This is a genomic window from Micromonospora sp. NPDC007208, assembly GCF_042869175.1.
GTDB classification, from domain to species: domain Bacteria; phylum Actinomycetota; class Actinomycetes; order Mycobacteriales; family Micromonosporaceae; genus Micromonospora; species Micromonospora foliorum.
This window is the reverse complement of record NZ_JBIAFG010000009.1, coordinates 132,872-157,130: the sequence shown is the minus strand read 5'-3', so window position 1 is coordinate 157,130 and position 24,259 is coordinate 132,872. Positions and strand designations below refer to the sequence as shown.

Below are 24,259 nucleotides of genomic sequence, written 5' to 3'. Positions count from 1 at the left end.
TCACAGCCGTGGTGCCAGGTCGGGTCTGGTGGGCTCGCCCGGATGGGCGACGCCCGGTGCCTGCCGTCGTGGTCCGTCCTCGTCGCCGGCGACGCTGACAGCGTTGGCGAGGGTGCGGAGCGACGGGTTGGCGTAGAAGTCGCGGATCGGCACGTGTACGCCGAACCGTTCAGAGACGCGGTGGAGCAGAGCCGGGATCAGCGCGGAGCGTCCGCCGGCCGTGAAGAAGCTGTCGTCGAGGCCCGGTACGCCCGCGTCGACCACCTCGGCCCACAGGGCCGCGAGGGTCTGCTCGGTGTCGGTCAGTGGCGCCGGCGTCGCAGCCCTCACCGAGCGCGCCAGCTCGGGCAGCCGCCGCCGGTCGACCTTGCCCCCGATGTTGCGGGGAAGCCGGCCGTCGACGGTACGGAACACGAGGGGGATCACCTTGCCGAGCCGCTGGCGCAGGTGGGCCCGCCACACCTCGGGCGAGCCCTCCCCCGCTCGGATCGGCACGACGTACGCGTCGAGGCGGTTGACCAGCCCGTCCGGTCCATGGACCGCGACCACGCCGCACTCGCGTACCGAGGAGTGCGTCTGCAGCGCGGCCTCGACGTCGCCCAGTTCGAGGCGCACGCCGTACACCTTGATCTGGAAATCCTCGCGGCCCCGGTATTCCAGGGCGCCGTCGAAACGCCAACGGCCCAGGTCACCTGTGCGGTAGGTGCGGATGTCGGACTGTCCACCGACCGGGGCGAACGCCGTGGACGGATCGACCGCGCCGAGATAGCCGGTCGCCACGAAGGGACTGCGGATGACGATGGCCCCTGTGACACCCTGCGGGCAGGGTCGCTCGTCGGCGTCGAGAACGAGCACCTGCCGGCCGGGAATCGCCCGTCCGATCGGCGTCGAACCATCCACCGGTCGGTCGATCGGCTGCCAGGTGGCCGCGATCGTCTCGGTCGGCCCGTAGAGATTGGCCAGGCGCACGTCGGGCAGGCTGCCGTGCAACCGGTTGACGAGCTCGCCCGGCAGCGCCTCACCCATCAGCAGCAGGTGCCGCAGCGCGCGCAGGGGCCGGTCCGCGCGGCTCGTGACCACCCGCAGCAGTTCGCGGGCGAAACTCGGCACCGTCTGCAGGTGGGTGATCTCCCGGCTGGCCATCCAGTCGACGAGCTTCTCGCCGTGGATCCGGATGGCCGGCGCGGGCAGGCACAGCGTGCCGCCGCTGGTCAGGGTGGCGAACACCTCGCACAGGGCGGGGTCGTGGTCGGGTGCCACCCACTGCGCTACCCGGGCGCCGTCGCCCATCTCGAACCGCGTGCCGAGCCAGGTGACGAACTGGCCGAACGCCGAGTGCGGCTGGGCGATGCCCTTGGGGCGTCCAGTCGATCCGGAGGTGTAGGCGACGTAGGCGACCGCGCCGGCGTCGACCGTCGGCAGCGCCCCGACCCCGGTCAGGGTCGCCACGTCGTGCACGGCGATGTCGAGTTCGATGCGGGCCCAGCGGGCCAGCTCGTCGTCGTCCGGGTCACCGGCGACCAGCAGACACGCGGGACGCAGGTCGGCGAGCACGGCACGACCGCGATCACCCACGTCCCCGGTGCCGAACCAGCACAGGTGTCCGCCGGCGGCGAGCACCCCGAGCAACGCGGCGGTCTGCTCCGGCCCGGACGGGAGTCGCACCACCACCGGCCGTCCGCCCGCACCCCGCGCGAGCAGGGCGGCGGCGATCTCCCGGGCCCGCAACCACAGCCCGGCGTACGTGAGACCGCCGCTGTCGGTGAGCACCGCCAGGCGCTCCGGGTGGGCCTCGACGATCCGTCGCACCAGTTCGTGCACCGGCACGTCGACCGGTGGCCCGTCGGCGATCCGGTCGTCGCCGCCCAGCTCATCGGCGGCGGGGGTCGGCTGGTCCATCGGCAGGGCGGTCGCCGACGTGTCCGGCGTGGCGACCCCGGCGGCGAGGACGGTCAGGACCTGGTTGGCGATCCGTGCGACGGATTCGTGGTCGAACAGCTCGGCGCGGTAGGCGAGGGTGCCGATCGTCGCCGGCCGGGTCGCCACCCGCAGTTCCAGGTCGGCAATCGTGGCCGGCGGGTCGATGTCCTGCCGGGTCGCCGTGGTGTGCGCCAGGCGCAGGGTGGAGTGCTCCTCGGCTGCCTCGTCGACCAGCACGTTGACCAGCGGGATCGTGCGCGGGTCCCGGGGTGCGTCGAGCAGTTCGACGAGTCGGCCGAACGGCAGGTGCCGCTGGTCGGACAGCGCGTCGAGACGGCCGGCGACCTGGTCGACAAGCTCCCGGAAGGTCGGCGCGCCGGTCAGGTCGACATCGACAAGGGCGAGGTTCTCGAACGGCCCGACCAGCCCGGCCGGCGTGGTCGCGGGCCGGGTGCCGACCCGGGTGCCGACAGCGATCCGGCGCTCCCCGCTGTAGCGCGCAAGCACCACCTCCAGGGCGGCAAGCACGACCGCAAACGGAACCGTGCCGGCGTCGAGCGCGAGCCGGTTCACGTCGGTGGCCAGCTCGACGCCCCAGTCGAAGTGGTACACGCCAGCTCGCCAGTCGACGTCGGCACCCCGGTACCTGTCGGTGGGCAGCTCGACCGGCGCCGGTGGGGTGGACTCCCGCCACCATTTCTCGGCCCGTCGGGCGGCGGCCTCGACGGCGCGTGCGGCGCGCGCGTGCTCGGAGAACCGCGGTGCGGCATCCGTGCCGACCGGGCGCGCCGGTGTGCCGCCCAGGGCCGCGGCGTAGTGCCGACCCAGCTCGTCGATCAGCGTCGACATCGAGGGCTCGTCCGCGACGATCTGGTGTACGACGAGCACCAGGCAGTGCCGCAGCGGGGCCAGCCGGGCCACCGCGAGCCGGGCCAGTGGGCCCCGGTCGAGGAGGAACGGGGCCGCCACCTCGGCGGCGAGGAACGCCTCGACCGTCGGATGGCCCTGACGCCCGCCGGTCGAGCAGTCCACCACGGACATCGCGGCGGGCAGGCTCTCGTCGAACACGGCGTGGCCGGATTCGGTGAAGCGGAGGCGCAGGACCTCGTGCCTGTCGACAAGCGTCGTCCAGGCCGTCCGCAGCGCGGCGACCTCCAGCGGACCGGCGATCCGGTACGCCCGGTAGCGGTGCAGAGCCGGGGACCGGGGCGTCAGACGATCGAGGAACCAGAGGCCGTCCTGCGCCGCGGAGGTAGGAAGCACGTTCGTCGTGTCGTGAATGGACATCTGCGACCGCCCCCTTCTGCTCGGAAAAGTATGTCAATGCGGGGTTCCGACCTTCAACTTCCGAATTGCGGCGTTGAGGGGGTTACGCTCTCGGCGCGGAGGCGCTACGCGGCGAGCGACGCCAGGCTCTCGGCCCGACTGGTGTCCTCCCAGGTGAACGTGGGCAACTGCCGACCAAAGTGCCCATACGCCGACGTCGCGCGATAGACCGGGCGGAGCAGGTCGAGGTCCCGGATGATGGCCGCCGGGCGCAGGTCGAACACCTCCGCCACGGCCTTCTCGATCCGCTCCGGCGCGACGGTCTCGGTGCCGAACGTCTCGATCGACAGGCTCACCGGCTCGGCGACGCCGATCGCGTACGCCACCTGGGTCTCGCACGTCCGCGCCAGGCCCGCCGCCACGATGGTCTTCGCCACCCACCGCATCGCGTACGCCGCCGACCGGTCCACCTTGGACGGATCCTTGCCGGAGAACGCGCCGCCACCGTGGCGGGCGTACCCGCCGTAGGTGTCGACGATGATCTTCCGGCCGGTCAGTCCCGCGTCACCCATCGGGCCACCGATCTCGAATCGCCCGGTGGGGTTGACGAGCAACCGGAGGTTGTCCACGTCGAGGTCGAGCGGTTCCAGTTCCGGCAGCACCACGTTGTCCCGGACGTCCGGGCTCAGCATCGACTCCAGCGAGATGTCGGCGGCGTGCTGGGCGGACACCACCACGGTGTCGACCCGCACCGGACGCCTGCCGTCGTACTCGATGGTGACCTGGGTCTTGCCGTCCGGCCGCAGGTACGGCAGCAGGCCGTCCTTGCGCACGGCGGTGAGCCGGCGGGACATCCGGTGGGCCAGCGCGATCGGCAGCGGCATCAGCTCCGGCGTCTGGTCGCACGCGAAGCCGAACATCATCCCCTGGTCGCCCGCGCCTTGCGCGGCGCCCGCCTGGTCGACCCCGAGGGCGATGTCGCGCGACTGCGCCCCGATCGACACGCTGACGCCGCAGGACGCTCCGTCGAAACCCTTGTGCGACGAGTCGTACCCGATGCCCAGGATCGTCTCCCGGACGATCGTCGGAATGTCGGTGTAGGCGCTGGTGGTCACCTCGCCGGCGACGTGCACCTGACCTGTGGTGATGAGCGTTTCGACGGCGACCCGGCTGTGCGGGTCCGCGGCCAGCAGCGCGTCGAGAATGCCGTCGCTGATCTGGTCGGCGATCTTGTCGGGGTGACCCTCGGTCACCGATTCGGACGTGAAGAGGTGGCGTCCCATGGCTTCCCCGTTTCAGGGTGGTCGGATCACTTGATGGCGAGCGGGTTGATCGGCGAACCGACAGCTCGGGTGATCTTGAGCGGCGGCGCCGCGAAGAAGAACTCCCACACCCCGTCGGCCCGGCAGTCCTCGGTCAGCTCCTCGAAGTCGAGGATCTCGCCGAGCGTCAGGCCCATGTCCCGGATCAACACCATGTGCACGGCCAGGAAGGCGCCCGGGTCCTCGCCCGGCAACGCCTCGACCGCCCAGTTGTCCGCGCAGACCGCCGCGACGTCGCGGTCCCGCAGCCACTGGCAGCTGGCCAACCCCAGGCCGGGTTCCCCGGCCATGAATCCGGCGTCCTGCCCCTGCTCGACGAACTTGCGCCGCCAACCGGTACGGACCAGCAGGATGTCTCCCGGACCGACGTCCACGCCGCCCTGCCGGGTGATGGCCGCGTCCAGATCGGCGGGGGTGATGACGTCGCCTACCTCCAGCCACGGCACGCCGCGCACCGCGGGGATGTCGAGCAGCACACCCCGACCCGCGATCCCCTTGCCCTGCCGGTCGATTCCGCAGCGGGCGGCGCCCTTGACGGTCAGCTCGTCGGCCGGAAAGCCGTTGTAGAACTGGCCGTCGTAGAAGACGTGGGCCAGCGCGTCCCACTGCGACGAGGCCTGGATCGGCATGAACAGGAAGTCGTCGGCGTACCGGAAGCCACCGGGAAACACCTGCTCCGCGCCGGTCTCCGACATCAGGTGTACGGGGTTGCTGCGGAAGCGGCCGTTCTGCGGCCCCTTGTCGTCCAGGTTGATCCCCAGGTCGAAGGTCCGTCCCGCGCGAATCAGTCGGCCGGCCGCGACCAGCCGCTCCGGTGTGATGAGGTTGATGGTGCCGCGCTCGTCGTCCGGGCCCCAGCGACCCCAGTTGCGCAGCCGCTCCCCCACCGCCCGGAAGTCGTCGACCCGGGGTTCGGTGTGGGTCACGAGCCGGCCCGCACGACGCGGGCGAACTTCCGCACGTCGCCGACGAACAGGTCGGGCTCCTCCAGGGCCGCGAAGTGGCCACCACGGTCGAACTCCGACCAGTGGCTCAGGGTCGGGAAGTCGCGCTCGACGAACCGGCGGATCGGCAGGAACACACCCTGCGGGAACACCGCGACGCCGAGCGGCTGCCGGATCGGGGCGTACCGCACGGTGGGGTTCGAGATCGGCAGGTAGTCGACTGTCTCGTAGTAGAACTGCGCCGACGAGCCGGCGGTGCCGGTGAACCAGAAGATCGAGACGATGGCCAGGATCCGGTCCCGTTCGACCGCGTCCTCGGGCACCTTGCCGGAGTCGGCCCAGTCCTTGAACTTCTCCACGATCCAGGCGAGCTGGCCGACCGGCGAGTCGCTCAGCGCGTACGCGATGGTGTGCGGCCGGGTCGCCTGCAGCTTCATCGAACCGGCCAGCACGTCGAGGAAGCGCTGCGAGCGGGCCAGGCGCCGCCGATCCTCGTCGTCGAGCACGTCCGAGCCGTCGGCCGCCGGCGTGGTCACCAACGTGTTCAGGTGCAGACCCACGACGTGCTCCGCGTCGATCTGGGCCAACGCGTACGAGATGCCGGCGCCGAAGTCGCCGCCCTGCGCGATATAGCGGTCGTAGCCGAGCCGGCTCATCAGCTCCGCCCAGGCCTTGGCGACCGTGAGGTTGTTCCAGCCGGGCGCCGGCATCGGCCCGGAGAACCCGAATCCCGGCATCGACGGAATCACCAGGTGGAAGGCGTCGGCCGCGTCCCCGCCGTGCGCGACGGGGTCGGTCAGCGGGCCGATCACGTCGAGGAACTCGGTCACCGAGCCGGGCCAGCCGTGCGTGATGATCATCGGAGTGGCGTCCGGCTCCGGCGAGCGTACGTGCAGGAAGTGCACAGGCGCGCCGTTGATGGTGGTGACGAACTGTGGCACCTCGTTGATGCGCCGCTCCATCGCGCGCCAGTCGAACTCGTCGCACCAGTAGTCCACGAGTTCGCGTAGGTAGTCGGCGGGCACGCCGCGGTCCCAGCCGGCGTCGAAGAGCACGGGCCAGCGGGTCTCCCGCAGGCGGCGGCGGAGATCGTCCACGTCCTCCTGAAGAATGTCCACCCGGAACCGTTCCATGTCGGAAATCCCTTCGACGACGGGCGCAGCCAAGTCCGCTACGACGGAAGTCAATATCACCTGCCCGAACCGGAACGGCGCACCTTCCATATTGCGCCGCTTCGGCTCTTGCCCCGGCCGGGAGCAGCGCACTCCGGAAGATGCGTGGCGGCAGCGGTGGTGCAAGGGTCAGTTGGGCGTCCGCCGTCAGTTCCGACGTGCAATTCACGGACTCCCCAACCCTTTCGAGGAGGATCGATGTCGATCACCGACGCTCCGCCCCGCGCCGACCTCGTCCGCGCGGCCGCGGAGCTGGTGCCGTTGCTGGCCCGGCACGCCCAGTGGAGCGAGGACAATCGCCGACTGCACGAGGAGGTCGTGGAGGCGTTGAGTGACGCGGGCATCCTGCGGATGCGGGTGCCCGAGAGGTTCGGCGGCTACGAGTCCGACACTCGCGCCGTCGTCGAGGTCATCGCCGAACTGGCCCGCGGCGACGGCTCAGCCGCCTGGACCGTGGCGGTCTGGCACATCAGCAGCTGGGTCACCGGCCTCTTCCCGGACTCGGTGCGGGAGGAGGTCTTCGCCGACCCGTCGGCCCGGATCAGTGGCATCCTCAGCCCGACCGCGATGGCCGTCCCGACCGAGGGCGGCTACCTGCTCAACGGCAAGTGGTCGTTCAACACCGGCGCGACGCAGAGCCAGTGGAACACCAACGCCGCCGTTCGGCCCACCCCCGACGGTGGCTACGAACCGATCATGACCCTGATCCCGATGGCCGACCTGCAGGTCATCGACGACTGGCACACGTCGGGCCTGCGCGGCTCCGGCAGCGTCTCGACGGTCGCCGACGGCGTGTTCGTGCCCGAGGAGCGCGTCATGTCGATGGTCCCGATCATCATGGGTCAGCACCCGCTGCAGCAGGACCCGAACACCACCATGTGGGGTGGCCCGTTCATGCCGGTGGCCTGCGCGACCGTCGGCGCGACCGCGCTGGGCCTGGCCCGCGCCGCCAAGGAGGCGTTCTTCGAGCGGCTCCCCGGCCGAAAGATCACCTATACCGACTATCCCGACCAGAGCCAGGCGCCGCTGACCCACCTCCAGGTGGCCGAGGCCGAAATCAAGATCGACCAAGCCGAGTTCCACGAGTACCGGGCCGCCGACCGGGTGGACCGCAAGGGCAAGTCGGGCGAGGAGTGGACGCTCGAGGAGCGCGCCAAGGCGCGCCTCGACCTCGGTGCCGCCTGCCAGGCGGCCAAAGACGCCGTCGACGTGCTCCGCACGGCAAGCGGAGGATCCTCGGTCTACCAGCATGTGCCGATCCAGCGGATCCAGCGCGACGTGCAGACGTTGAACCTGCACGCGATCATGCACCCCAACACCAACCTCGAACTGTACGGCCGGATTCTGTGCGGAATGGGGCCGAACACGCAGTACCTGTAACAGGGGCACACCGGCGCGGCCGGGCCCGGACGCGGCAATCGCTCCGGGCCCGGCCGTCATTTTGCCTGGGCTCATTCGAATGCGCCCGACGAGAGCGCAATAGCGAAGAACACATTCGGCGATATCACCGACATCATATGCGTTGGGGGTCGCCGAATTCGCCGGCCGACCCGTGCGGCAACCATCAGCTCTTATCTCGGGAGGATTCCCATGCCGATCGACCCACCCGGCACGCTGACCGTCACCGATATCGAAAAGCAGGTCGAATCCATCTGGCGGGACGTTCTCAACGTACCCGCCGGCCGGACCGACGGAACGTTCTTCGAGCTGAACGGGCAGTCCATCTCCGCCGTGCGGATCGTCGCCCGCGTACGGGAGGAGATCGGCGTCCAGATGGACCTCGGTGACCTCTTCGAAGACCCGAACCTGGCCACTTTCACGCGCGACATCGTCGCGAAGGCCGAAGCCCGAGGAAGGTAGTCCGACCATGGTGGAGTTCGTCCGGGTGACGTCCGATGCCCCCCTCGACGACGTGGTCACCGTGCTGGAGCGCGACGGCTGCATCATCATCGAGAACTTCGTCGACCAGACCACGCTCGACGGCCTCTGGGAGGACCTGGGCCCCCTGCTCGACGGCACGCGCTACAGCAAGAGCGGGTACGACGGTCACCTGACCCGACGGGTCTCGTCGCTGTTCCGGCGTACCAGCCATCTGACCCCGATCTTCCTGCACCCGCTGTATCTGGGCGCGGCGCGGCAGATCATGGAGAAGCCGGTGCACATGTGGGTCGGTCAGGCCCGCATCGAGATGACGCCCAACATCCAGATCAGCGCGACCCAGGCCATCCAGATCGACCCGGGGCAGGGGCGTCAGCCTTTGCACCGCGACGACTCGCTGCACCTGCGTCGACACCCGGGCCCGACGACGCGGGTGCAGTTGATGCTCGCGCTGAGCGAGTTCACCCAGGAGAACGGCGCCACCCTCGTGATCCCGGGCAGCCATCACTGGGACGACGAGCGTGCCCCGCGCTACAACGAGGCGATCCCGGCCGCGATGCCCGCCGGGTCGGCGCTGCTCTGGCTGGGCGGCGTGTACCACGGCGGCGGCGGCAACGTCTCCACCGAGCCGCGGACCAGCCTCACCGTCTCCTACGACCTCGGCAACCTGCGGCAGGAGGAGAACCAGTTCCTGGCGGTGCCGCGCGACGTCGTCCTCACGCTCCCCGAGGAGGTACAGCGCCTGCTCGGCTACGACCGTTGCCCGCCGGGCGTGGGCTGGTACGAGATGGAGGACCCCCACATCCTGCTCACCGACCCGGACGCCGACCCGGCGGTGCTCGAGAGCCCCGCCCGGGCCTGAGCGCGTCCGACGTGGTGGACGAAGCGGCCGCCCCGCCCGCTGTCGGTGGGGCGGCCGTCCTGTTCGCACGATCAGAGATGCGTCCACCGGCCGGCGGATGTGAGGGTCTGATGGTCGTCGCCCAGCGGAGGGACCCACCCACATGACCGACATCCTGCCCGACGACCCGCGCTACGCCGCACTCGTCGAGGGATACAACCACCGCTTCACCGGCCGCCCCGATCATGTCCGTCAGGTCCGCACCACCAGCGAGGTCGCCGCCGCCGTGCGGGAGGCCGTCGACTCGGGACGGCGGGTGGCGGTGCGCAGCGGCGGCCACTGCTTCGAGGACTTCTTCGCCAACCCCGAGATCCAGGTGCTGATCGACCTTGCGCCGATGAACGCGGTGTCCTACGACGCGCAGCGGCGGGCCATCATGGTCGAGGCCGGCATCACCCTCGGGGCGCTCTACCCGATCCTGTACGACACCTGGGGCGTCACGATTCCCGGCGGCACCTGCTTCGAGGTCGGTGTCGGCGGCCACATCACCGGCGGCGGCTACGGTCACCTGTCCCGCCGCGACGGACTGGTCGTCGACCACCTGTACGCGGTGGAGGTGGTCGTCGTCGACGAGTCGGGCACCGTCGACGTGGTGGTCGCCACCCGGGAGCCCGACGACCCGCACCACGACCTGTGGTGGGCGACCGCGGGCGGCGGTGGCGGCAGCTTCGGCGTGGTCACCCGGTTCTGGCTGCGCAGCCCGGGAGTCGACTCCGACGACCCGTCGCGTCTGCTGCCCACGGCGCCCCGCCGGATCCGCCGCTGCGACGTGCTGTGGTCGTGGGACGGGATGACCGAGGACGCGCTGACCCGACTGATCGCGAACTACTGCGGCTGGCTGGAGCGGCACAGCGCCGTCGACGCACCGGAGATCCAGCTGTGGAGCAACCTCATCGTCATGCACCGCTCGGCCGGCATCGTGGCGCTTACCGCTGTGGTCGACGACGCGGTCGAGGGTGCCGCCCAGATGCTCGACGACCAGCTCGCGGCGATCGGGGACGGCACCGGGTTGACCCCCCGGTCCGTCGACCGGGACGTGGTCGACTGGATGGCGACCTGGATGCCCTCGTACAGCTGGCCCAGCGACCCGAAGGGGCGCTACAAGAACAAGGCCGGCTATCTGCGCCGGGGCTACACCGACAAGCAACTGGCCACGATCTTCCGCTACCTGGCCGACCCGGAGTACGCCAACCCGGCGGCCGGCATCGTGCTCACCGCGTTCGGCGGACAGGTCAACGCCGTGCCGTCGGACGCCACCGCCGCGGCACAGCGGGACAGCGTGGTGAAGGCGTCGTACAGCGCGGGCGCCTGGCAGTCCCCCGACGACGACGCCGTCAACACCGCCTGGGTCCGCGCGTTCTACCGGGACGTCTACGCCGAGAGCGGCGGTGTCCCGGTGTCCGGCGACGTCAGTGACGGCTCCTACATCAGCTACCCCGACGTCGACCTGGCCGATCCGGAGTGGAACACCTCCGGCGTGCCCTGGCACACCCTCTACTTCAAGGACAACTATCCCCGCCTCCAGCGGGTCAAGCGCCGCTACGACCCCCGGGACATCTTCCGGCACGGTCTGTCGGTGCGGCTGCCCGATTGAGCGGTCCACACCACCCAGGGAGCCACGATGGCAGGCGAGGTGTACTTTCCCCACGATCCGGCCTACGAGCACGCCACGACTGTGTTCAACCTGCACGGAGCGCCCCGGCCGGCCGCGGCGCGCACCGTGCGCACGCTCGCTGAGCTGCGGGACGTGCTCGCGTACGCCCGGACGACGTGCATGCCGGTGCGGGTGCACAGCACCGGCCACGGCGCCGCGGCGGCGCGGGAGATGAGCGGGTCGGTGCTGGTGCGTACGGAGATGGACGGTGCGGTGCAGATCGACCCGGTGCGCCGTACCGCGCTGATTCCCGCCGGCACCCGCTGGGGCGCCGTCGTCGACGCGGCGGCACCGTTCGAACTGGCCGCGCCGCACGGCTCGTCGGCAGATGTCGGCGCGGTCGGCTACCTGCTGCGCGGCGGCGTCAGTGTCTACGGGCGGCTGGTCGGGCTCGCGGCCAACAGTGTGACGGCCCTCGACCTGGTCACCGCCGACGGTGAGCTGCACCGCGTCGACGCCGACCACGACCCGGAGCTGTTCTGGGCCCTGCGGGGCGGCGGCGGTGGGTTCGGGGTGGTCGTCGCGGTCGAGATACGGCTGTTCCCGGCCCGGCCGGTGGTCACCGGTTCGGCGTACTGGCCGGTCGTGCACGCGGCGGAGCTGCTGAGGCGGTGGACCCGGTGGGCCGCGACCGCGCCGTGGGAGGTCACCAGCGCGTTCCAGGTGCTCAACCTGCCGGACGTACCCATGGTGCCGGTCGAGCTGAGGAGCGGAACGATGATCGGGGTGGCGGCGACCGAGGTGCGAGCCGACGACGCGCCGAGCGGGCTGACCGAGCTGCTGGACGAGTTGCGCGCGGTGGCCGCCCCGGTGGTCGAGTCGTGGCTGCCGTGTACGCCGGCCGAGGTGGTCCGCGCTCAGCTCGGGCCGGACGAGCCGGTGCCGATCGTCGGCGACCATCTGCTGCTCGCGGACCTCGACGAGCGGGCGTCGGCCGCGTTCCTGGCGGCGACCGGCTCGGGATCGCCGCTGATCACGGCGGAGCTGCGCCAGCTCGGTGGGGCGTTGGCAGTGCCGGACCCGCGGGGTGGGGCGCTCGACCACTACGACGCCCGCTACTCGTACCTGGGCAACGCGATCCCGGACGGCCCCGAGGCCACCGCGACGATCGAAAAACACTGCGCCGTCGTCCGGGCGGCGCTGGCGCCCTGGGACACCGGTCGCACCGCGCCGACGTTCGTGGAGAGCTGGCAGCAGCCGCAACGGCACCTCGACCCGGAGCAGATCGACCGGGCGGACCGCGTCCGCACCCGCGTCGATCCCACCGGCCTGTTCCGCCTCGACGCCAGCCCCGGTACGACGATGCTGCGCTAGGCGGTGGACGGACCAACGGCGGTCGCCCGGGGGGATGGGCGGCCGCCGTTGGCGTATCGGGGTGTCCGGCCTAGACGGCACCGGTGGTGGGTACGGTCTCCGACGACGACGCAGACGCAGGCGACGAGGCAGGCGCGGACGACGCCGTCGGGTCGGACCCGGGCGCCGGTGCGGCGGACTTGTTCCGCAGCGTCACCGCCACCAGCACGATCAGGGCGACGATCAGCACCGCCTCGACGCCGGCCACCACGTTCATCGCGGTGGTGAACGCCTCGCCGGCGACGTCGCGGACGGCGGTGGCCAGGTTGCCCGGCAGCGAGTCGGCTGCGGCGGTCGCCGCGGCGACGTTCTCCCGGGACACGTCGGCAACCTCCGGGGGTACGTCGGTCAACGGCGCGTCGGCCATCCGGTCGCGGTAGACGGCGGCACCGATGCTGCCCAACAGCGCGAGGCCCAGCGTCGACCCGAACACGTTGCTGGTCTCGGAGAGCGACGCGGCCGAGCCGGCCTTCTCCGGGGGTACGGAGCTGACCACCATGCCGGTGCCCTGGGTGAACAGCGGACCGGTGCCGAGCGCGACGAGCGCGACCGCGACGACGATCGCGATGAGCCAACCGGAGCTGCCGGCCTGGGTCAGCACCAGCACCGCCACCAGGGAGATGCCGAGCCCGATCATGATCGCGGTGGCCGGCTTGAGCGACTTCATCAGCATCGGCGTGGCCATGCTGCCGATCGCGATGCCCAGACCGGTGGGCGCCTGCCAGAGGCCGGACGCGGCCGGCGAAAGGCCCTCGACGCTCTGGATGTACTGCGTGCTCATCAGGCTGACGCCGGCGAGCGCGGCCGAGGCGAACATCATCGTGACGAGGGTGCCGCTGAAGGAGGCGTTCCGGAACATCGTGAGGTCGATCAACGGGTGCTCCAGCCGGGACTGGCGGCGGACGAAGATCCAGCCGACCACCAGGCCGAACAGGATCGCGCCGCCCGCGACGGCCGGGTTGTCCGAGTCGCTTGCGGCGAACTCCTTGACGCCATACACCACCGGGAGGATCGCACCGAGCGACAGCACCACGCTGAACAGGTCGAACTTGCCCGCGTTGGGGTCGCGGTACTCGGGCAGCAGCACGAACCCGGTGGCCAGCAGCACGATCATGAACGGCACGCCGAGCAGGAACACCGAGCCCCACCAGAAGTGCTCGACCATCACGCCGCCGACGATCGGCCCGATCGCGGTGCCACCGAAGAGCGCGGACGCCCAGATCGAGATCGCGACGCCCCGCTGCTTCTCGTTGCGGAACATGTTGGTGATCAGCGCCAGCGTCGACGGCGACAGGGTCGCGCCGGCGATGCCCAGCAGGGCTCGCGCGATGATCAGGGTGGTGCCGCTGTTGGCGTACGCGGCGAGCACCGAGGCCACCGTGAAGGCGACCGCGCCGATCATGAGCAGTCGACGGCGCCCGACCCGGTCACCGAGGGTGCCCATGGTGAGCAGGAAGCCGGCCAGCAGGAAGCCGTAGATGTCGATGATCCACAGCTGCTCCACGCTGCTGACGCCGAGGTCCGCGCTGAGATGCGGCAGCGCCAGGAACAGCGCTCCGATATCCATCGCCACCAGCATCGCCGGCAGCGCCAGCACCGCCAGCCCGATCCATTCCTTACGTCCCGCCAGGTCGTTCGCTGGCGCCGACGTGGAGTTATCCATCGTGTCGATCCCTTCTCGGCCTCATGAGCCTGCGACGGCGGTCTTCGACGCCCCGAGGCCCCTCTACCGCCATGTCGAAGCCGACGCGCGGTTTTCGACATGTCTTTCCGGCGTACCCACGTTCCGCCGCGAACAGGTGCTCGGGACGACTTCCGTCGTGCGCAGTCGCCACCCACCGCACGGCGTAGCACTCGCGGAGATGACCGCCCCCCGGATCGGCGGGCAACCTTTGGGCGACCCCCAATCGAGCTGCCGGAGGACTGTTGCGTGAGGACGGACGCCGAGCCCATCAGCATCGACATCTGGCTGCCCAGCTACCCGGCCGTGCCCGACTACGTGGGCGGGATCCGGGCCCTGGCCGCGAGCTTCCACGACGCCCACCCCGACTACCGGATCCGGGTTCGTGAGTCGAGCTACAAGACGTTGCCCGCCGATGTGGACGCCGCGGCCCGCCGTGGCGCCGCGCCGGCCCTCGTTCAGTACTTCCACACCTCCACGCAACTGGCCCGGGACATGCGCGACGTCCACGGCGCACCGTTGTTCCGGCCGGTCGCGACGACGCTCGCCGAGCGCACCGCAGTGCTCGGCGAGCCGGTGGTCACCGACGACATCGTGGCACCGGCACGGGGGTACTACTCGGCGGACGGCCTGCTGCTCGCGGCTCCCCCGCTGGTCTCGACCACCCTGCTGTACGCCAACACCACGTTGCTCGCGGCGGCGGGAGTGACCGCGCTGCCGACCACGTGGGCCGAGGTGACGGCCGCCTGCAAGGCGGTCAGCGCGCACACCGGCGGGCCGGCGATCACCTGGCCCAACCATGGATGGATCTTCCAGCAGGCGGTCGCCCAGCAGGGTGGCCTGCTCGCCGACCACGCCAACGGCCGCGACGGTCGCGCCGAGAAGGTCGACCTCGCCGTGCCGGAGATGGTGGCCTTCGCGCAGTGGTGGCGCGGTCTGTACCGCGACGGTCACTACCACTACACCGGCGGGCAGGCGTACGGCGAGAACACCGGCCGGGCCTGGCAGGAGAACTTCGCGGCGTTCGCCGAGCAGCGGGTGGCGTTCGTCCTCAGCTCCTCGGTCGAGGCGGAGTGGCTGATCCAGGCCGGGCGCGACCACGGCTTCACGGTCGAGGTCGGCCGCATGCCGCACAACGGCGAGGTCAGCTACGCGGGCAACATCGTCGGCGGTGACGCGATCTGGCTCACCGACAGCGTGCAGCCGGCGGTCCGGGACGGCGCGCTCGCGTTCCTGCAACACCTGCTCAACCCGCGGGCCGTCGCCGAGCGGCACAAGGCGACCTGGTTCATCCCGGTCACCACGACGGCCATCGACCTGCTGGCCGGTGACGGCTGGTTCGACGAGCGGCCACATCAGAGGGTCGCCATCGAGCAGTTGCTGGCGACCGACGGTTCACCTGCCGCGCGGGGGGCCGTGCTCGGCGAGTTTCCCCGCATCCAGGGCCTGATGACGCACGCGATGGAGGACATCCTGCTGCACGACGCGGACCCGTCGGGCCGCTTCGCCCGTGCGTCCGAGCAGGCCCAGCGCCTGCTCGACGACTACAACGCCGACTGTCTCGGCCTGCGGGCGGCTCCGCCCGGGCCGCGCCAGTTCGTCGTGGACTGACTTCGCCCAATCTCCCGTGAGGAGCGCGCTCATGACCATCTCGCAGCAACCACCCCCGGCGACCGCTGATCTCCCGCTCTCCCTGCAGCAGGAGTTCCTCCTGCTGTTCGACACGGGCGAGACCACCGGCCCGTTCGGGCCGCACTACCTGATCGCCGACGGTTGGCGAGTGCACGGCCGGGTCGATGTGGACACCCTCGAACTGGCGTTGGCGGACGTGATCGGGCAGCACGAGGCCCTCCGGACGTCGGTACTGCGCGACGGCGAGCACGGGCAGCGGGTGTTGCCGGTGACCTCGCCGAAGGTGGACGTCCGCGACCTGCCGGGGGTCGACCCCGCCGACCGCGAGCGCCGCGCCGAGGAGCTGATCAACGAGATCGAGGCCGGCACGCTCGACGTACACGACCTGCCCCTGCTGCGGGCCACGCTGGGGCGCTTCGACGAGACGGACTCGGTGCTGATCCTCACCACGCACCACTCGGCGGCCGACGCCTGGTCGATGCAGATCATCCTGCGCGACCTGGCTCGCTCGTACGCCCAGCGGGCCGCTGGGGAGACACCCACCGCGGGCACGGCCCCGCAGTACCGCGAGTACATCGCCGCCCAGCACGACGAGGCGGACGGTCCACCGCTGGCGGCGGCCCGTGAGTACTGGCGGGACAAGCTGGCCGGTGGGCGGATCATGGTGACGGCGGCGGACCGGGAGTTGGCGGCCGACACCGTGCCGACCACCACCTGGCACCGCTTCGTCACCGACGCCGAGCTCCGGTCGGCGACCACGGCCCTCGCGGCCGACACGCACACCTCACCGTTCATGGTGCTGTTGGCCGCCTTCTACGTGCTGGCGAGCCGCTGGACCGGCAGCACCGACCTGACCGTGCCGACGTTCACTCCCGGACGCGGGCACGGTCGGTTCCAGGAGACGGTCGGCTCGTTCTTCAACTTCGTTCCGCTGCGGACCGACCTGTCCGACGCCACCACCTTCCGCGACGTGGTCACCCGGACCCGCGCCACCTGCCTCGGCGCGTACTCCCACGAGGTGCCGCTGCTGCACGTCCTGCAGGAGGCGCCCGAGCTGATGGCGTCGGTCGGGCCCGGCGTCGTGCCCTGCCTCTTCCAGGTCATCCAGCCGCCGTTCGTGATGGAGCGCGAGCGGGTGGGCGACCTGGAGTACTCGGCGGTGTGGCGGCGGGTCATCTCCCAGCCGGTCGGTTCCGACATGCCCGACGGCATCCTCTGGTCGCTGCACCTCGGCCCGTCCGACGACATCGTCGGCGCGATCGGGTTCAGCGCCCACCTGTTCGATCAGAAGACGATCGACGACCTCGTCGACCGTTACCTGCACCTGCTGCGCGAGCTGCTGACCCGGCCGGACGCGGCACTGACCACGATCGAGGGCGGGCGGTGACCATGGGCCGGAAGGTGGGCGATCGTGTGGTCGTGCTCGGCGCCAGCCTCGGGGCGCTCCTCGCGGCGAAGGAACTCGCCGAGTCGTTCGACGACGTGGTGCTCGTCGACCGCGACGAGGTCGTGGACAACTCGACGTACCGGCGGGGGGTTCCGCACGGTCGACACGCGCACGGACTGGTCGCGAAGGGCCAGCAGATCTTCGAACGGCAGTTCCCCGGCCTGATGGCCGACCTGGTCAACGCCGGCGTCAAGCCCGGTGACTTCAACGGCGACATCCAGTGGATCTTCGGCGGACAGCGGCTCAAGCCGTCGACCTCCGGGCTGCTCTCGGTGCCCGCCACCCGACCCGTGCTCGAATACCACCTGCGCAAGCGGGTGCAGGCCATCCCCAACGTCAGGTTCCTGCAGAAGCGCGACGTCCTCGGGCTGGCGGTCACCGCGGACGGCGCGACCGTGACCGGCGCGCGGATCCAGGCGCAGACACCCGGCAGCGCTCCCGAGGTGCTCGACGCCGACCTGGTCATCGACGCCACCGGCCGGGGCTCGCGCACGCCGGCCTGGTTGGCGGAGCTGGGGTACGCGCGGCCCACCGAAGACAAGGTGAAGATCGACCTCGCCTACACGACGCGGCACTACCAGGCGCCGTACGACCCGTTCGGCAGCGACCTGGCGATCATCCCGGCGGCCACGCCGGCGCAGCCGCGCGGCGCCTTCTTCTACCGCCTGCCCGGTGACGACAACCGGCTGGAGCTGTCGCTGACCGGCATTCTCGGCGACCACCCGCCCACCGACCCGGAGGGTTTCGGAGAGTTCGTCCGCTCGGTGCCGGTGCCCGAGATCGCCAAAGTGCTCGCCGACTGCGAGCCGCTCGACGACCCGGTGCAGTTCCGCTACCCGGCGAGCGTCCGACGCCGCTACGAGCACCTGACCCGGTTCCCGGAGCGGTTCCTGGTGCTCGGCGACGCGGTGTGCAGCTTCAACCCGATCTACGCCCAGGGCATGACGGTGGCCGCGGTGGAGTCGGTGGTGCTCGGCGACCTTCTGCGCCAGGGCACGATCCCGCACTGGCGGGAGTTCTTCCGTAGAATCGCCGCCGAGATCGACTCACCGTGGGACTTCTCGGCCAGCGCCGACCTCGGTTACGCGGGAGTTCAGGGCCGTCGCACCGCGAAGGTCCGCACGATCAACGCCTATGTCGCCCGGTACCAGCGGGCCGCCGTACACGACGCGGAACTGACCAACGGCTTCATCCGGGTGGCCGGCCTGATCGACCCGCCGACCAGCCTGCTCCGCCCCGACCGGATCGTCCGCGTGCTGCGCAAGGCCGGTCGGCCCGTACCGCCGCCGGCGCAGACCCTGGCCGCTGCCCCGGTCAGCCGGCCACAACCCGAGAGGTAGGACGATGCGCCCGTACCAGATCGACGTTCCACCGTCCGACATCGACGACCTGCGCCGCCGGATCGCCGCGACCCGGTGGCCGGACGAGATCCCCGACGTGGGGTGGAGCCGTGGCGTACCGGTCGGCTACCTGCGGGAGCTGGCCGAGTACTGGCACTCCGGTTACGACTGGGCCGCCACCCAGCGTCGGCTCAACGAGATACCGCAGTTCGTCACCGAGATCGACGGCGCCCAGGTGCATTTCCTGCATGTCCGCTCGCAGGTGCCGGGCGCCACGCCGCTGCTGCTCACCCACGGCTGGCCGAGCACCGGCTTCGAGTTCGTCGACATCATCGACGCGCTTGTCGACCCGGCCGCCCATGGTGGCGACCCGGCCGACGCGTTCCACGTCGTCGTCCCCACCATCCCGGGGTACGGCTTCTCCGGGCCGACCCGGCAGGCCGGCTGGGACACCGAACGGGTCGCCCGAGCGTGGACCAGGCTGATGGCGGACCTCGGCTACGACAGGTACGTGGCCCAGGGCGGTGACTGGGGCTCCCCGATCTCGCTGCGCGTGGGTCTGGCCGACCCGGAGCACGTACGCGGGGTGCACCTCAACATGTGCGTGACGTTCCCGCCGCCGGACTTCACCGAGTTCGGCGAGCTCAGCCCCGCCGACCAAGCGAAACTGGGCTTCGCGCTGGATTTCCAGCAGGACGGCATGGGCTGGCAGAAGATCCAGTCGACGCGACCGCAGACGCTCTCCTACGGGCTCACCGACTCCCCGGTCGGGCAGCTCGCCTGGATCGTGGAGAAGTTCAAGGAGTGGTCCGCCGCCGACAAGGCACCGGAGGACGCGATCAGCCGCGATCACATCCTCACCACGGTCACGATCTTCTGGTTGACGGCGACCGCGGGGTCGAGCGCGCAGCTCTACTTCGAGTCGACGCACCGCGACGCCGACTTCGCGCGGACCTGGGGTGGCCCGTGGCCGCTGGCCATGCCGGTCGGCGTGGCGGCGTTCCCGGAGGACGCGGTACGACCGGTGCGGCGCTTCGCGGAGGGCATCCTGCCGACGCTCGCGCACTGGTCGGAGTACGACCGTGGCGGTCACTTCCCCGCCCTTGAGCAGCCGGCCCTCCTGGTCACCGACCTGCGGACGTTCGTCCGTGGGCTGCCGGACTGACCAGCGGCGTCGGCGGGGGCGCGGGCCGGGCCACAGCGGGGTGGCCCGGCCCGCAGCCCCACCTCACATCTCGGTTCCGCCGATGTCCATGATGGGCCGGACCTCCATGGCGCCGCCCTCACTGGCGTCCGGCCACCGGGCCGCGATGTCGATCGCGCGCTGCTCGCTGTCGGTCTCGACGATCAGGTAGCCGGCCAGGTGCTCCTTGGCCTCGACGAACGGCCCGTCGGTGGTCACCGGGACGCCGCCGGTGACGCGGACGACCTTCGACTGCGACACGTCGGCCAGGACCTCGCCGCCAATCAGCTCACCGGACTCGGACAGCTCTTTGGTGATGGCGTCGATCTCGGCGTAGACCTTCATGGTCTCGGCTTCGGACCGTCCCGTGACAGTTGCGGGGTTCGCGTGGATCAACAGGATGTACTTCACGGAAGAACTCCTTCGAAGAGGCTGTGCCGGTTCGGCACCCTTCATAGTGCAGTCGGAGCCGCGCCGCCAAATGTGTCATCGATTCACGGGCTTCTCCACTTTTCCCGTGGGTGGGCCGGTGTCCGGAGGGCTCAGACGAACGCCTCGTCGGCGAGTTCGGTGACCCGCTGCACGATGTTCATCTCGATCGGGTTGAACCGATTCTTGGTCACCGCGACGGTGACTCCGGTCGCCCGGTCGGCGAACGCGGCGCTGCCGCCGATGCCGACCATGCCGAAGACCGTGGGTCGGTCCGACGGGTCCGAGGTGCCCGGCCAGCCCAGGCAGTAGCCGAGCGCCCAGGTCGAGGTGCCGCCGGTCATCTCGTCGTCGAGGCCGGGGGTGGCCAGCGTGGTGGCCTCGCTCAGCCGTTCCGGGGAGATCAGCCGTACGCCGTCCACCTCACCGATGAGCGCCGCGTACATCTTCGCGATCGCCCGGGCGCTCATCGTGCCGGCGAACGGCATGTCCGAGGTCAGCACGTCCCTCCTGTTGCCGAAGTCCGCGTTCGGCACGATCGCCGGTGGAACGGCCTTGAACAGCGGAAATTCCGGTGGCATCGAGGCGAACGCGGCTTTGCCCCCCGGGTCGTCGGTCAGTCGGGCCACCCGGCCGAGTTGCTCCTGCGGCACCCCGAAGAACAGCTCGTCGGCCATCCCGATGGGCCCGGCGACGCGTTCGGCGAGAACTGTCGAGATCGGCTTGCCGGTGGCCCGGCGGACGACCTCGCCGATCAGGTAGCCGAAGGTGGCCGCGTGGTAGCCGACCCGCTCGCCGGGCGCCCACCAGGGCTCCATGTCGGCAATGAGCTGACACATGCCGTTCCAGTCGGTGAGCTGCTCGATCGTGGTGTCCGCGGGGACCGCCGGCACACCGGCCGAATGTGTCAGTACGTGCCGGATCCGCACCTCGCCCTTGCCGTGCGCGGCGAACTCCGGCCAGAGGTCGGCGACCCGGGTGTCGTAGTCGAACACACCGTCGTCGACCAACGCGTGCGCCACGGTGGAGGCCGCGGCCTTACCCGTCGACGCCGAGTAGAAGAGGGTGTCCGGACGAACAGGTTGGCCGGCAGCCGTGTCCGCGACCCCTGCCACCACGTTGACCACCAGGTCACCGTTGCGATAGACGGCGACCTGCACGCCGTCCTCGACGCCGTCGTCCACCAGCCCGTCGACCAGCACCTGCACCTGCTTCTGAAGATCGCTCATCGTCTGCCTCCTACCCGGTCGTCATGGCACTCGAAGCGTGCCCCTCACCCTGTAGGTCGGAGCCACGACCGGCATTTTGCCATCAAAGCCACTTTCTACTCAGATCCGACTCTCCGGCGGGCACGACGACGAAGGCCGGCCGTACGTGAGTACGGCCGGCCTTCGGGTGCTGCGGGTGTCAGGTGGGCGGGCCACCCAGGCGACGCACGATGTCCTCGCGGAGCCACTGCTTGGAGATCTTGCCGATCGGGGTACGCGGCAACGCGTCCACGAACTCGATCCGCTCCGGCCACTTGAACCGGGCCAGGCCGAACTCCTCCAGGTAGTCCCGGACGTCGTCGAGCGTCGGCAGCGGTCCGCCCGGGCGACACACCAGGTAGGCGCAGGCGCGCTCCCCCAGCCGCTCGTCCGGCATCGCCACCAACGCCGCGTCGAGCACCAACTCGTGACCGAGCAGGATCCGCTCCACCTCCTCGGCGTTGACCTTCTCGCCGCCCCGGTTGATCAGGTCCTTGACCCGGCCCTCGATCGAGTAGGCGACCAGACCGTCCAGGTGGTGCGCGCGGACCAGATCGCCGCTGCGGTAGAACCCGTCGGGCGTGAACGCCGAGTCGGTGCCGACCGGGACGCCGAGATAGCCGGGCACGGTGTACGGACCCCGCGCGCACAGCTCACCGATCTCCCCCGGTGGCGTCTGCCGCAGTGTGCCGGGCTCCAGCACGACCACCTCGTCCAGCGGACTGATCGGCACGCCCACCGTGGTGGCGCGCACCTGCGGCGACGCGTCGCGGGGCGTGAACAGGAACAACCCCTCGGTCATCCCGAACGCCTGGGTGACGTGCACCCCGCGCGCCTCGATCGCGTCGAACAACTCCCGGGACACCTTCGCCGCGGTCAGCACGCAGTTGTGGACACTGGCGAAGGCGCCGTCGAACCGTGGATGCCGCAGGTACTCGTTCATCAGGCCCGGCGGGCTCATGAACCAGGTGGCCCGCTCGTCGTCCATCAGGGCCAGCAGATCGTCGGCGACGGGTGTGGCGAGCAGCAGCGCGGCGCCCACCGAGTGCGCGGCGTGCACCGCGTTGGTGGCGCCGGCGTTGTGCACCAGGGGCAGGCCGAACCCGAGCCGGTCCTGCGGGGTGAAACCCCACCAGCGGGCGGTGGCGACCGCGTTGTACCAGTATTCCGGGTGCAGCCGGGGGATCACCTTGGGTACGCCGGTGGTGCCACCGGAGAGCTGGAGGACGGCGGGCGCGTCGAGGTCGGTGTTCGCGTCGATCTGCGCCAGCCGGGCCGCCTGCGCGTCGGACAGGGGCCGGTCGACGAGATCCTCGATCCGTTCCTGACCGGACGCGCCGGGACGGCCCCCGATGGTGGCCAGCAACCGGATGCTCGGCACCAACCGGCGGATCTCGTCGGCGAACGCCACCAGGTCGAAGCCGCGCAGGTCGGCCTGCACCAGATGGGCTGAGGCGTGGGTCTGCCGCGCGATCTCCTCGATCTCGTGGCGCCGGTGGATCGCCAGCGTGCACACCGGGAGCAGGCCGGCCTTGAGCAGGCCGTACCAGGTGGCCACGGCGAGAGCGCTGTTGGTGATCTGCAGGATCACCGACTCGCCCGGATGTAACCCGGCATCCAGCAGACCCGCCGCGATCGCGTCGGAGTGCCGGTCGAGCTCCGCGTACGTCCACCGAACGCCCGGCGTGACGACGGCCATGCGGTCCGGGTGAGCGCGTACGGTCTCCCGCAGCGCCCCCGGGATCGTGCGTGGCTGCCACAGACCCTCGGCGCGATACCTGTCCGCGCTGGCGGCCGGGTACGGCACGGTGTCCCACTGCTGACGCACGTCGGACGGCGGCAGTCGGTTGTCCTGTTCTGTGGTCATCGGTTCTCCTGAACGCTACACGGGGACGGCGACGAGCAGACCGGTCGAGGCTGAGACCTCGCGTGTTTCGGCGAGCCGGAATCCGGCGCGGTCGAACACCGCCCCGAACTCGCGCTCGGTGCGCTCGCGCCCCGGGTGCAGCGCGAGCATGATGATGTCGCGCAGCTTGCCGTCGTGCGGCTGGTCGTCCTCCGGGATGACGGCGTCGACGACGAACAGGCGGCCGTTCGGGTCGATCACCCGGCGCACGTTTGTCAGCACGGTGACGACCTGCTCGTCGGTCCAGTCGTGCAGGATCATCGACAGGAGGTACGCGTCGGCGCCGCCGGGCACCGCGGTGAAGAAGTCCCCGCTTTCGACGGTCACCCGGTCGGCGACACCGGCCGCGTCGAGCACCGCGTCGGCGTGCGCGACGACCGCCGGCCGGTCCAGGAGCACCGCGGTCAGCGTCGGGTACGACCTCAGCAGAGTGGCCACCAGACTGCCGGTGCCGCCGCCGACGTCACAGACCCGGCGCACGCCGGAGAAGTCGTACGCGGCGACCGCCTGGGCGTGGAGTTGGCGGGAGAGGTCACCCATCGCGTCGCGGAAGACCGCCGCCTGCTCGGGTCGCCGTTCGAGGTGGGCCCACCAGGACAGGTCGTAGATCTGTTCGAACGGCGGACGTTCGTCGCGCAGGCCGAGCGTGAGGGCCGTGAGGGCTGCCTGACGTTCGGGCAGCCCCCACAACCGGGCCCACGCGTGAAGTGAGCCCGGCGCGTCCGTGCGGAGGGTGTCGAGCAACGGCGTCGGACCGTAGACGCCCGGCGCCGGTTGCGCGACCACACCGACGCCGGCCAGCGCCCGCAGGATCCGGTGCAGGGCCTCCGGACGGGCGTCGGCCTTCGCGGCCAGTACCTCGACCGGTTGGGGCCCGTCGGCGAGCTGGTCGGCGATGCCCAGCTCGGCGACGGCGACCACCATCTGCGTGATCAGCGGCGCATGCAGGATCGCCATCATCCTGCTCTGCGGATCAGGCTCGGG

At 70.7% G+C, this 24,259-nt stretch carries 18 protein-coding genes; 9 read left to right on the top strand and 9 right to left on the bottom strand.

All coding sequences use genetic code 11. The features are described from left to right. From ACFYL6_RS19645 to ACFYL6_RS19630, 4 genes are all read right to left on the bottom strand, one after another. The gene (locus ACFYL6_RS19645; protein ID WP_387172925.1) at positions 1-3,207 is read right to left on the bottom strand and encodes an AMP-binding protein; all 3,207 of its coding nucleotides are present in this window, start codon (positions 3,205-3,207) and stop codon (positions 1-3) included. A 104-nt stretch (positions 3,208-3,311) separates the two neighbouring features. After that, positions 3,312-4,469, bottom strand: a complete 1,158-nt coding sequence (gene metK / locus ACFYL6_RS19640) for a methionine adenosyltransferase (protein ID WP_387172923.1) — start codon at positions 4,467-4,469, stop codon at positions 3,312-3,314. A gap of 26 nt (positions 4,470-4,495) precedes the next feature. After that, positions 4,496-5,434, bottom strand: coding sequence for a cyclase family protein (locus tag ACFYL6_RS19635; protein ID WP_210780593.1), 939 nt, complete (start codon positions 5,432-5,434; stop codon positions 4,496-4,498). Next, positions 5,431-6,585 carry an epoxide hydrolase family protein gene (locus ACFYL6_RS19630; protein WP_387172921.1) on the bottom strand — a complete coding sequence of 385 codons (1,155 nt, stop codon included), beginning with the start codon at positions 6,583-6,585 and terminating at the stop codon, positions 5,431-5,433. Before ACFYL6_RS19630 ends, ACFYL6_RS19635 begins: the two co-directional genes overlap by 4 nt. Positions 6,586-6,822: 237 nt before the next feature. On the opposite strand from ACFYL6_RS19630, the gene ACFYL6_RS19625 reads away from it, so the two are divergent. The 5 genes from ACFYL6_RS19625 (at position 6,823) to ACFYL6_RS19605 (ending at position 12,371) form a co-directional block, all read left to right on the top strand. Further along, positions 6,823-8,004 (top strand): acyl-CoA dehydrogenase family protein, encoded by a 1,182-nt coding sequence (locus tag ACFYL6_RS19625; RefSeq protein ID WP_387172919.1) that lies wholly within the window; start codon positions 6,823-6,825, stop codon positions 8,002-8,004. Positions 8,005-8,214: 210 nt separating this feature from the next. Next, a complete protein-coding gene (locus ACFYL6_RS19620; RefSeq protein ID WP_387172917.1) occupies positions 8,215-8,484 on the top strand; it encodes a phosphopantetheine-binding protein in 270 nt (89 codons plus the stop codon). Positions 8,485-8,491: 7 nt separating this feature from the next. Beyond that, positions 8,492-9,364, top strand: coding sequence for a phytanoyl-CoA dioxygenase family protein (locus tag ACFYL6_RS19615; protein ID WP_387172915.1), 873 nt, complete (start codon positions 8,492-8,494; stop codon positions 9,362-9,364). Positions 9,365-9,506: 142 nt separating this feature from the next. After that, a complete protein-coding gene (locus tag ACFYL6_RS19610; RefSeq protein WP_387172913.1) occupies positions 9,507-10,997 on the top strand; it encodes an FAD-binding oxidoreductase in 1,491 nt (496 codons plus the stop codon). Between the two features lie 27 nt (positions 10,998-11,024). Further along, positions 11,025-12,371 (top strand): FAD-dependent oxidoreductase, encoded by a 1,347-nt coding sequence (locus ACFYL6_RS19605; protein WP_387172911.1) that lies wholly within the window; start codon positions 11,025-11,027, stop codon positions 12,369-12,371. Positions 12,372-12,441: 70 nt separating this feature from the next. Here the strand turns inward: ACFYL6_RS19605 and ACFYL6_RS19600 are convergent, their stop codons facing one another. Then, entirely contained in the window at positions 12,442-14,073 is a 1,632-nt protein-coding gene (locus tag ACFYL6_RS19600; protein ID WP_387172910.1) for an MFS transporter, read from the bottom strand. Positions 14,074-14,340: 267 nt separating this feature from the next. Between ACFYL6_RS19600 and ACFYL6_RS19595 the strand changes: the two genes are divergently transcribed. From ACFYL6_RS19595 to ACFYL6_RS19580, 4 genes are read left to right on the top strand one after another with little or no spacing between them, the layout of a single operon-like run. After that, a complete protein-coding gene (locus tag ACFYL6_RS19595; protein ID WP_387172908.1) occupies positions 14,341-15,702 on the top strand; it encodes an extracellular solute-binding protein in 1,362 nt (453 codons plus the stop codon). A 31-nt stretch (positions 15,703-15,733) separates the two neighbouring features. After that, a complete protein-coding gene (locus ACFYL6_RS19590; protein WP_387172906.1) occupies positions 15,734-17,110 on the top strand; it encodes a condensation domain-containing protein in 1,377 nt (458 codons plus the stop codon). A gap of 2 nt (positions 17,111-17,112) precedes the next feature. Beyond that, a complete protein-coding gene (locus ACFYL6_RS19585) occupies positions 17,113-18,510 on the top strand; it encodes an FAD-dependent oxidoreductase (RefSeq protein WP_387172904.1) in 1,398 nt (465 codons plus the stop codon). Between the two features lie 4 nt (positions 18,511-18,514). Next, complete coding sequence (locus tag ACFYL6_RS19580; RefSeq protein ID WP_387172902.1) at positions 18,515-19,675, top strand: epoxide hydrolase family protein; 1,161 nt, start codon at positions 18,515-18,517, stop codon at positions 19,673-19,675. Between the two features lie 63 nt (positions 19,676-19,738). Here ACFYL6_RS19580 and ACFYL6_RS19575 read toward each other — a convergent pair whose 3' ends face one another. The 4 genes from ACFYL6_RS19575 to ACFYL6_RS19560 all read right to left on the bottom strand — a co-directional run bounded on the left by ACFYL6_RS19575 (position 19,739) and on the right by ACFYL6_RS19560 (position 24,232). Further along, the gene (locus ACFYL6_RS19575) at positions 19,739-20,104 is read right to left on the bottom strand and encodes a YciI family protein (RefSeq protein ID WP_238661018.1); all 366 of its coding nucleotides are present in this window, start codon (positions 20,102-20,104) and stop codon (positions 19,739-19,741) included. A 131-nt stretch (positions 20,105-20,235) separates the two neighbouring features. Continuing rightward, on the bottom strand, positions 20,236-21,351 hold the full coding sequence (locus ACFYL6_RS19570) for a serine hydrolase domain-containing protein (protein ID WP_387172900.1): 1,116 nt from the start codon (positions 21,349-21,351) through the stop codon (positions 20,236-20,238). 178 nt (positions 21,352-21,529) lie between these two features. Next, positions 21,530-23,236: an AMP-binding protein gene (locus ACFYL6_RS19565; RefSeq protein ID WP_387172899.1), complete on the bottom strand. Its 1,707-nt coding sequence runs from the start codon at positions 23,234-23,236 to the stop codon at positions 21,530-21,532. Between the two features lie 15 nt (positions 23,237-23,251). Then, positions 23,252-24,232: a methyltransferase gene (locus ACFYL6_RS19560; RefSeq protein ID WP_387172898.1), complete on the bottom strand. Its 981-nt coding sequence runs from the start codon at positions 24,230-24,232 to the stop codon at positions 23,252-23,254. Between the last annotated feature and the right edge of the window lie 27 nt (positions 24,233-24,259).

Excerpts from the sequence above, each read along its gene's own strand:
- ACFYL6_RS19590 (WP_387172906.1), top strand. The coding sequence starts at position 15,734 with ATGACCATCTCGCAGCAACCACCCCCGGCGACCGCTGATCTCCCGCTC.
- ACFYL6_RS19645 (WP_387172925.1), bottom strand. The coding sequence starts at position 3,207 with ATGTCCATTCACGACACGACGAACGTGCTTCCTACCTCCGCGGCGCAG.
- ACFYL6_RS19615 (WP_387172915.1), top strand. The coding sequence starts at position 8,492 with ATGGTGGAGTTCGTCCGGGTGACGTCCGATGCCCCCCTCGACGACGTG.
- ACFYL6_RS19605 (WP_387172911.1), top strand. The coding sequence starts at position 11,025 with ATGGCAGGCGAGGTGTACTTTCCCCACGATCCGGCCTACGAGCACGCC.
- ACFYL6_RS19565 (WP_387172899.1), bottom strand. The coding sequence starts at position 23,236 with ATGACCACAGAACAGGACAACCGACTGCCGCCGTCCGACGTGCGTCAG.
- ACFYL6_RS19560 (WP_387172898.1), bottom strand. The coding sequence starts at position 24,232 with ATGGCGATCCTGCATGCGCCGCTGATCACGCAGATGGTGGTCGCCGTC.
- ACFYL6_RS19570 (WP_387172900.1), bottom strand. The coding sequence starts at position 21,351 with ATGAGCGATCTTCAGAAGCAGGTGCAGGTGCTGGTCGACGGGCTGGTG.
- ACFYL6_RS19585 (WP_387172904.1), top strand. The coding sequence starts at position 17,113 with ATGGGCCGGAAGGTGGGCGATCGTGTGGTCGTGCTCGGCGCCAGCCTC.
- ACFYL6_RS19625 (WP_387172919.1), top strand. The coding sequence starts at position 6,823 with ATGTCGATCACCGACGCTCCGCCCCGCGCCGACCTCGTCCGCGCGGCC.
- ACFYL6_RS19610 (WP_387172913.1), top strand. The coding sequence starts at position 9,507 with ATGACCGACATCCTGCCCGACGACCCGCGCTACGCCGCACTCGTCGAG.
- ACFYL6_RS19630 (WP_387172921.1), bottom strand. The coding sequence starts at position 6,585 with ATGGAACGGTTCCGGGTGGACATTCTTCAGGAGGACGTGGACGATCTC.
- ACFYL6_RS19580 (WP_387172902.1), top strand. The coding sequence starts at position 18,515 with ATGCGCCCGTACCAGATCGACGTTCCACCGTCCGACATCGACGACCTG.
- ACFYL6_RS19600 (WP_387172910.1), bottom strand. The coding sequence starts at position 14,073 with ATGGATAACTCCACGTCGGCGCCAGCGAACGACCTGGCGGGACGTAAG.
- ACFYL6_RS19620 (WP_387172917.1), top strand. The coding sequence starts at position 8,215 with ATGCCGATCGACCCACCCGGCACGCTGACCGTCACCGATATCGAAAAG.
- metK (WP_387172923.1), bottom strand. The coding sequence starts at position 4,469 with ATGGGACGCCACCTCTTCACGTCCGAATCGGTGACCGAGGGTCACCCC.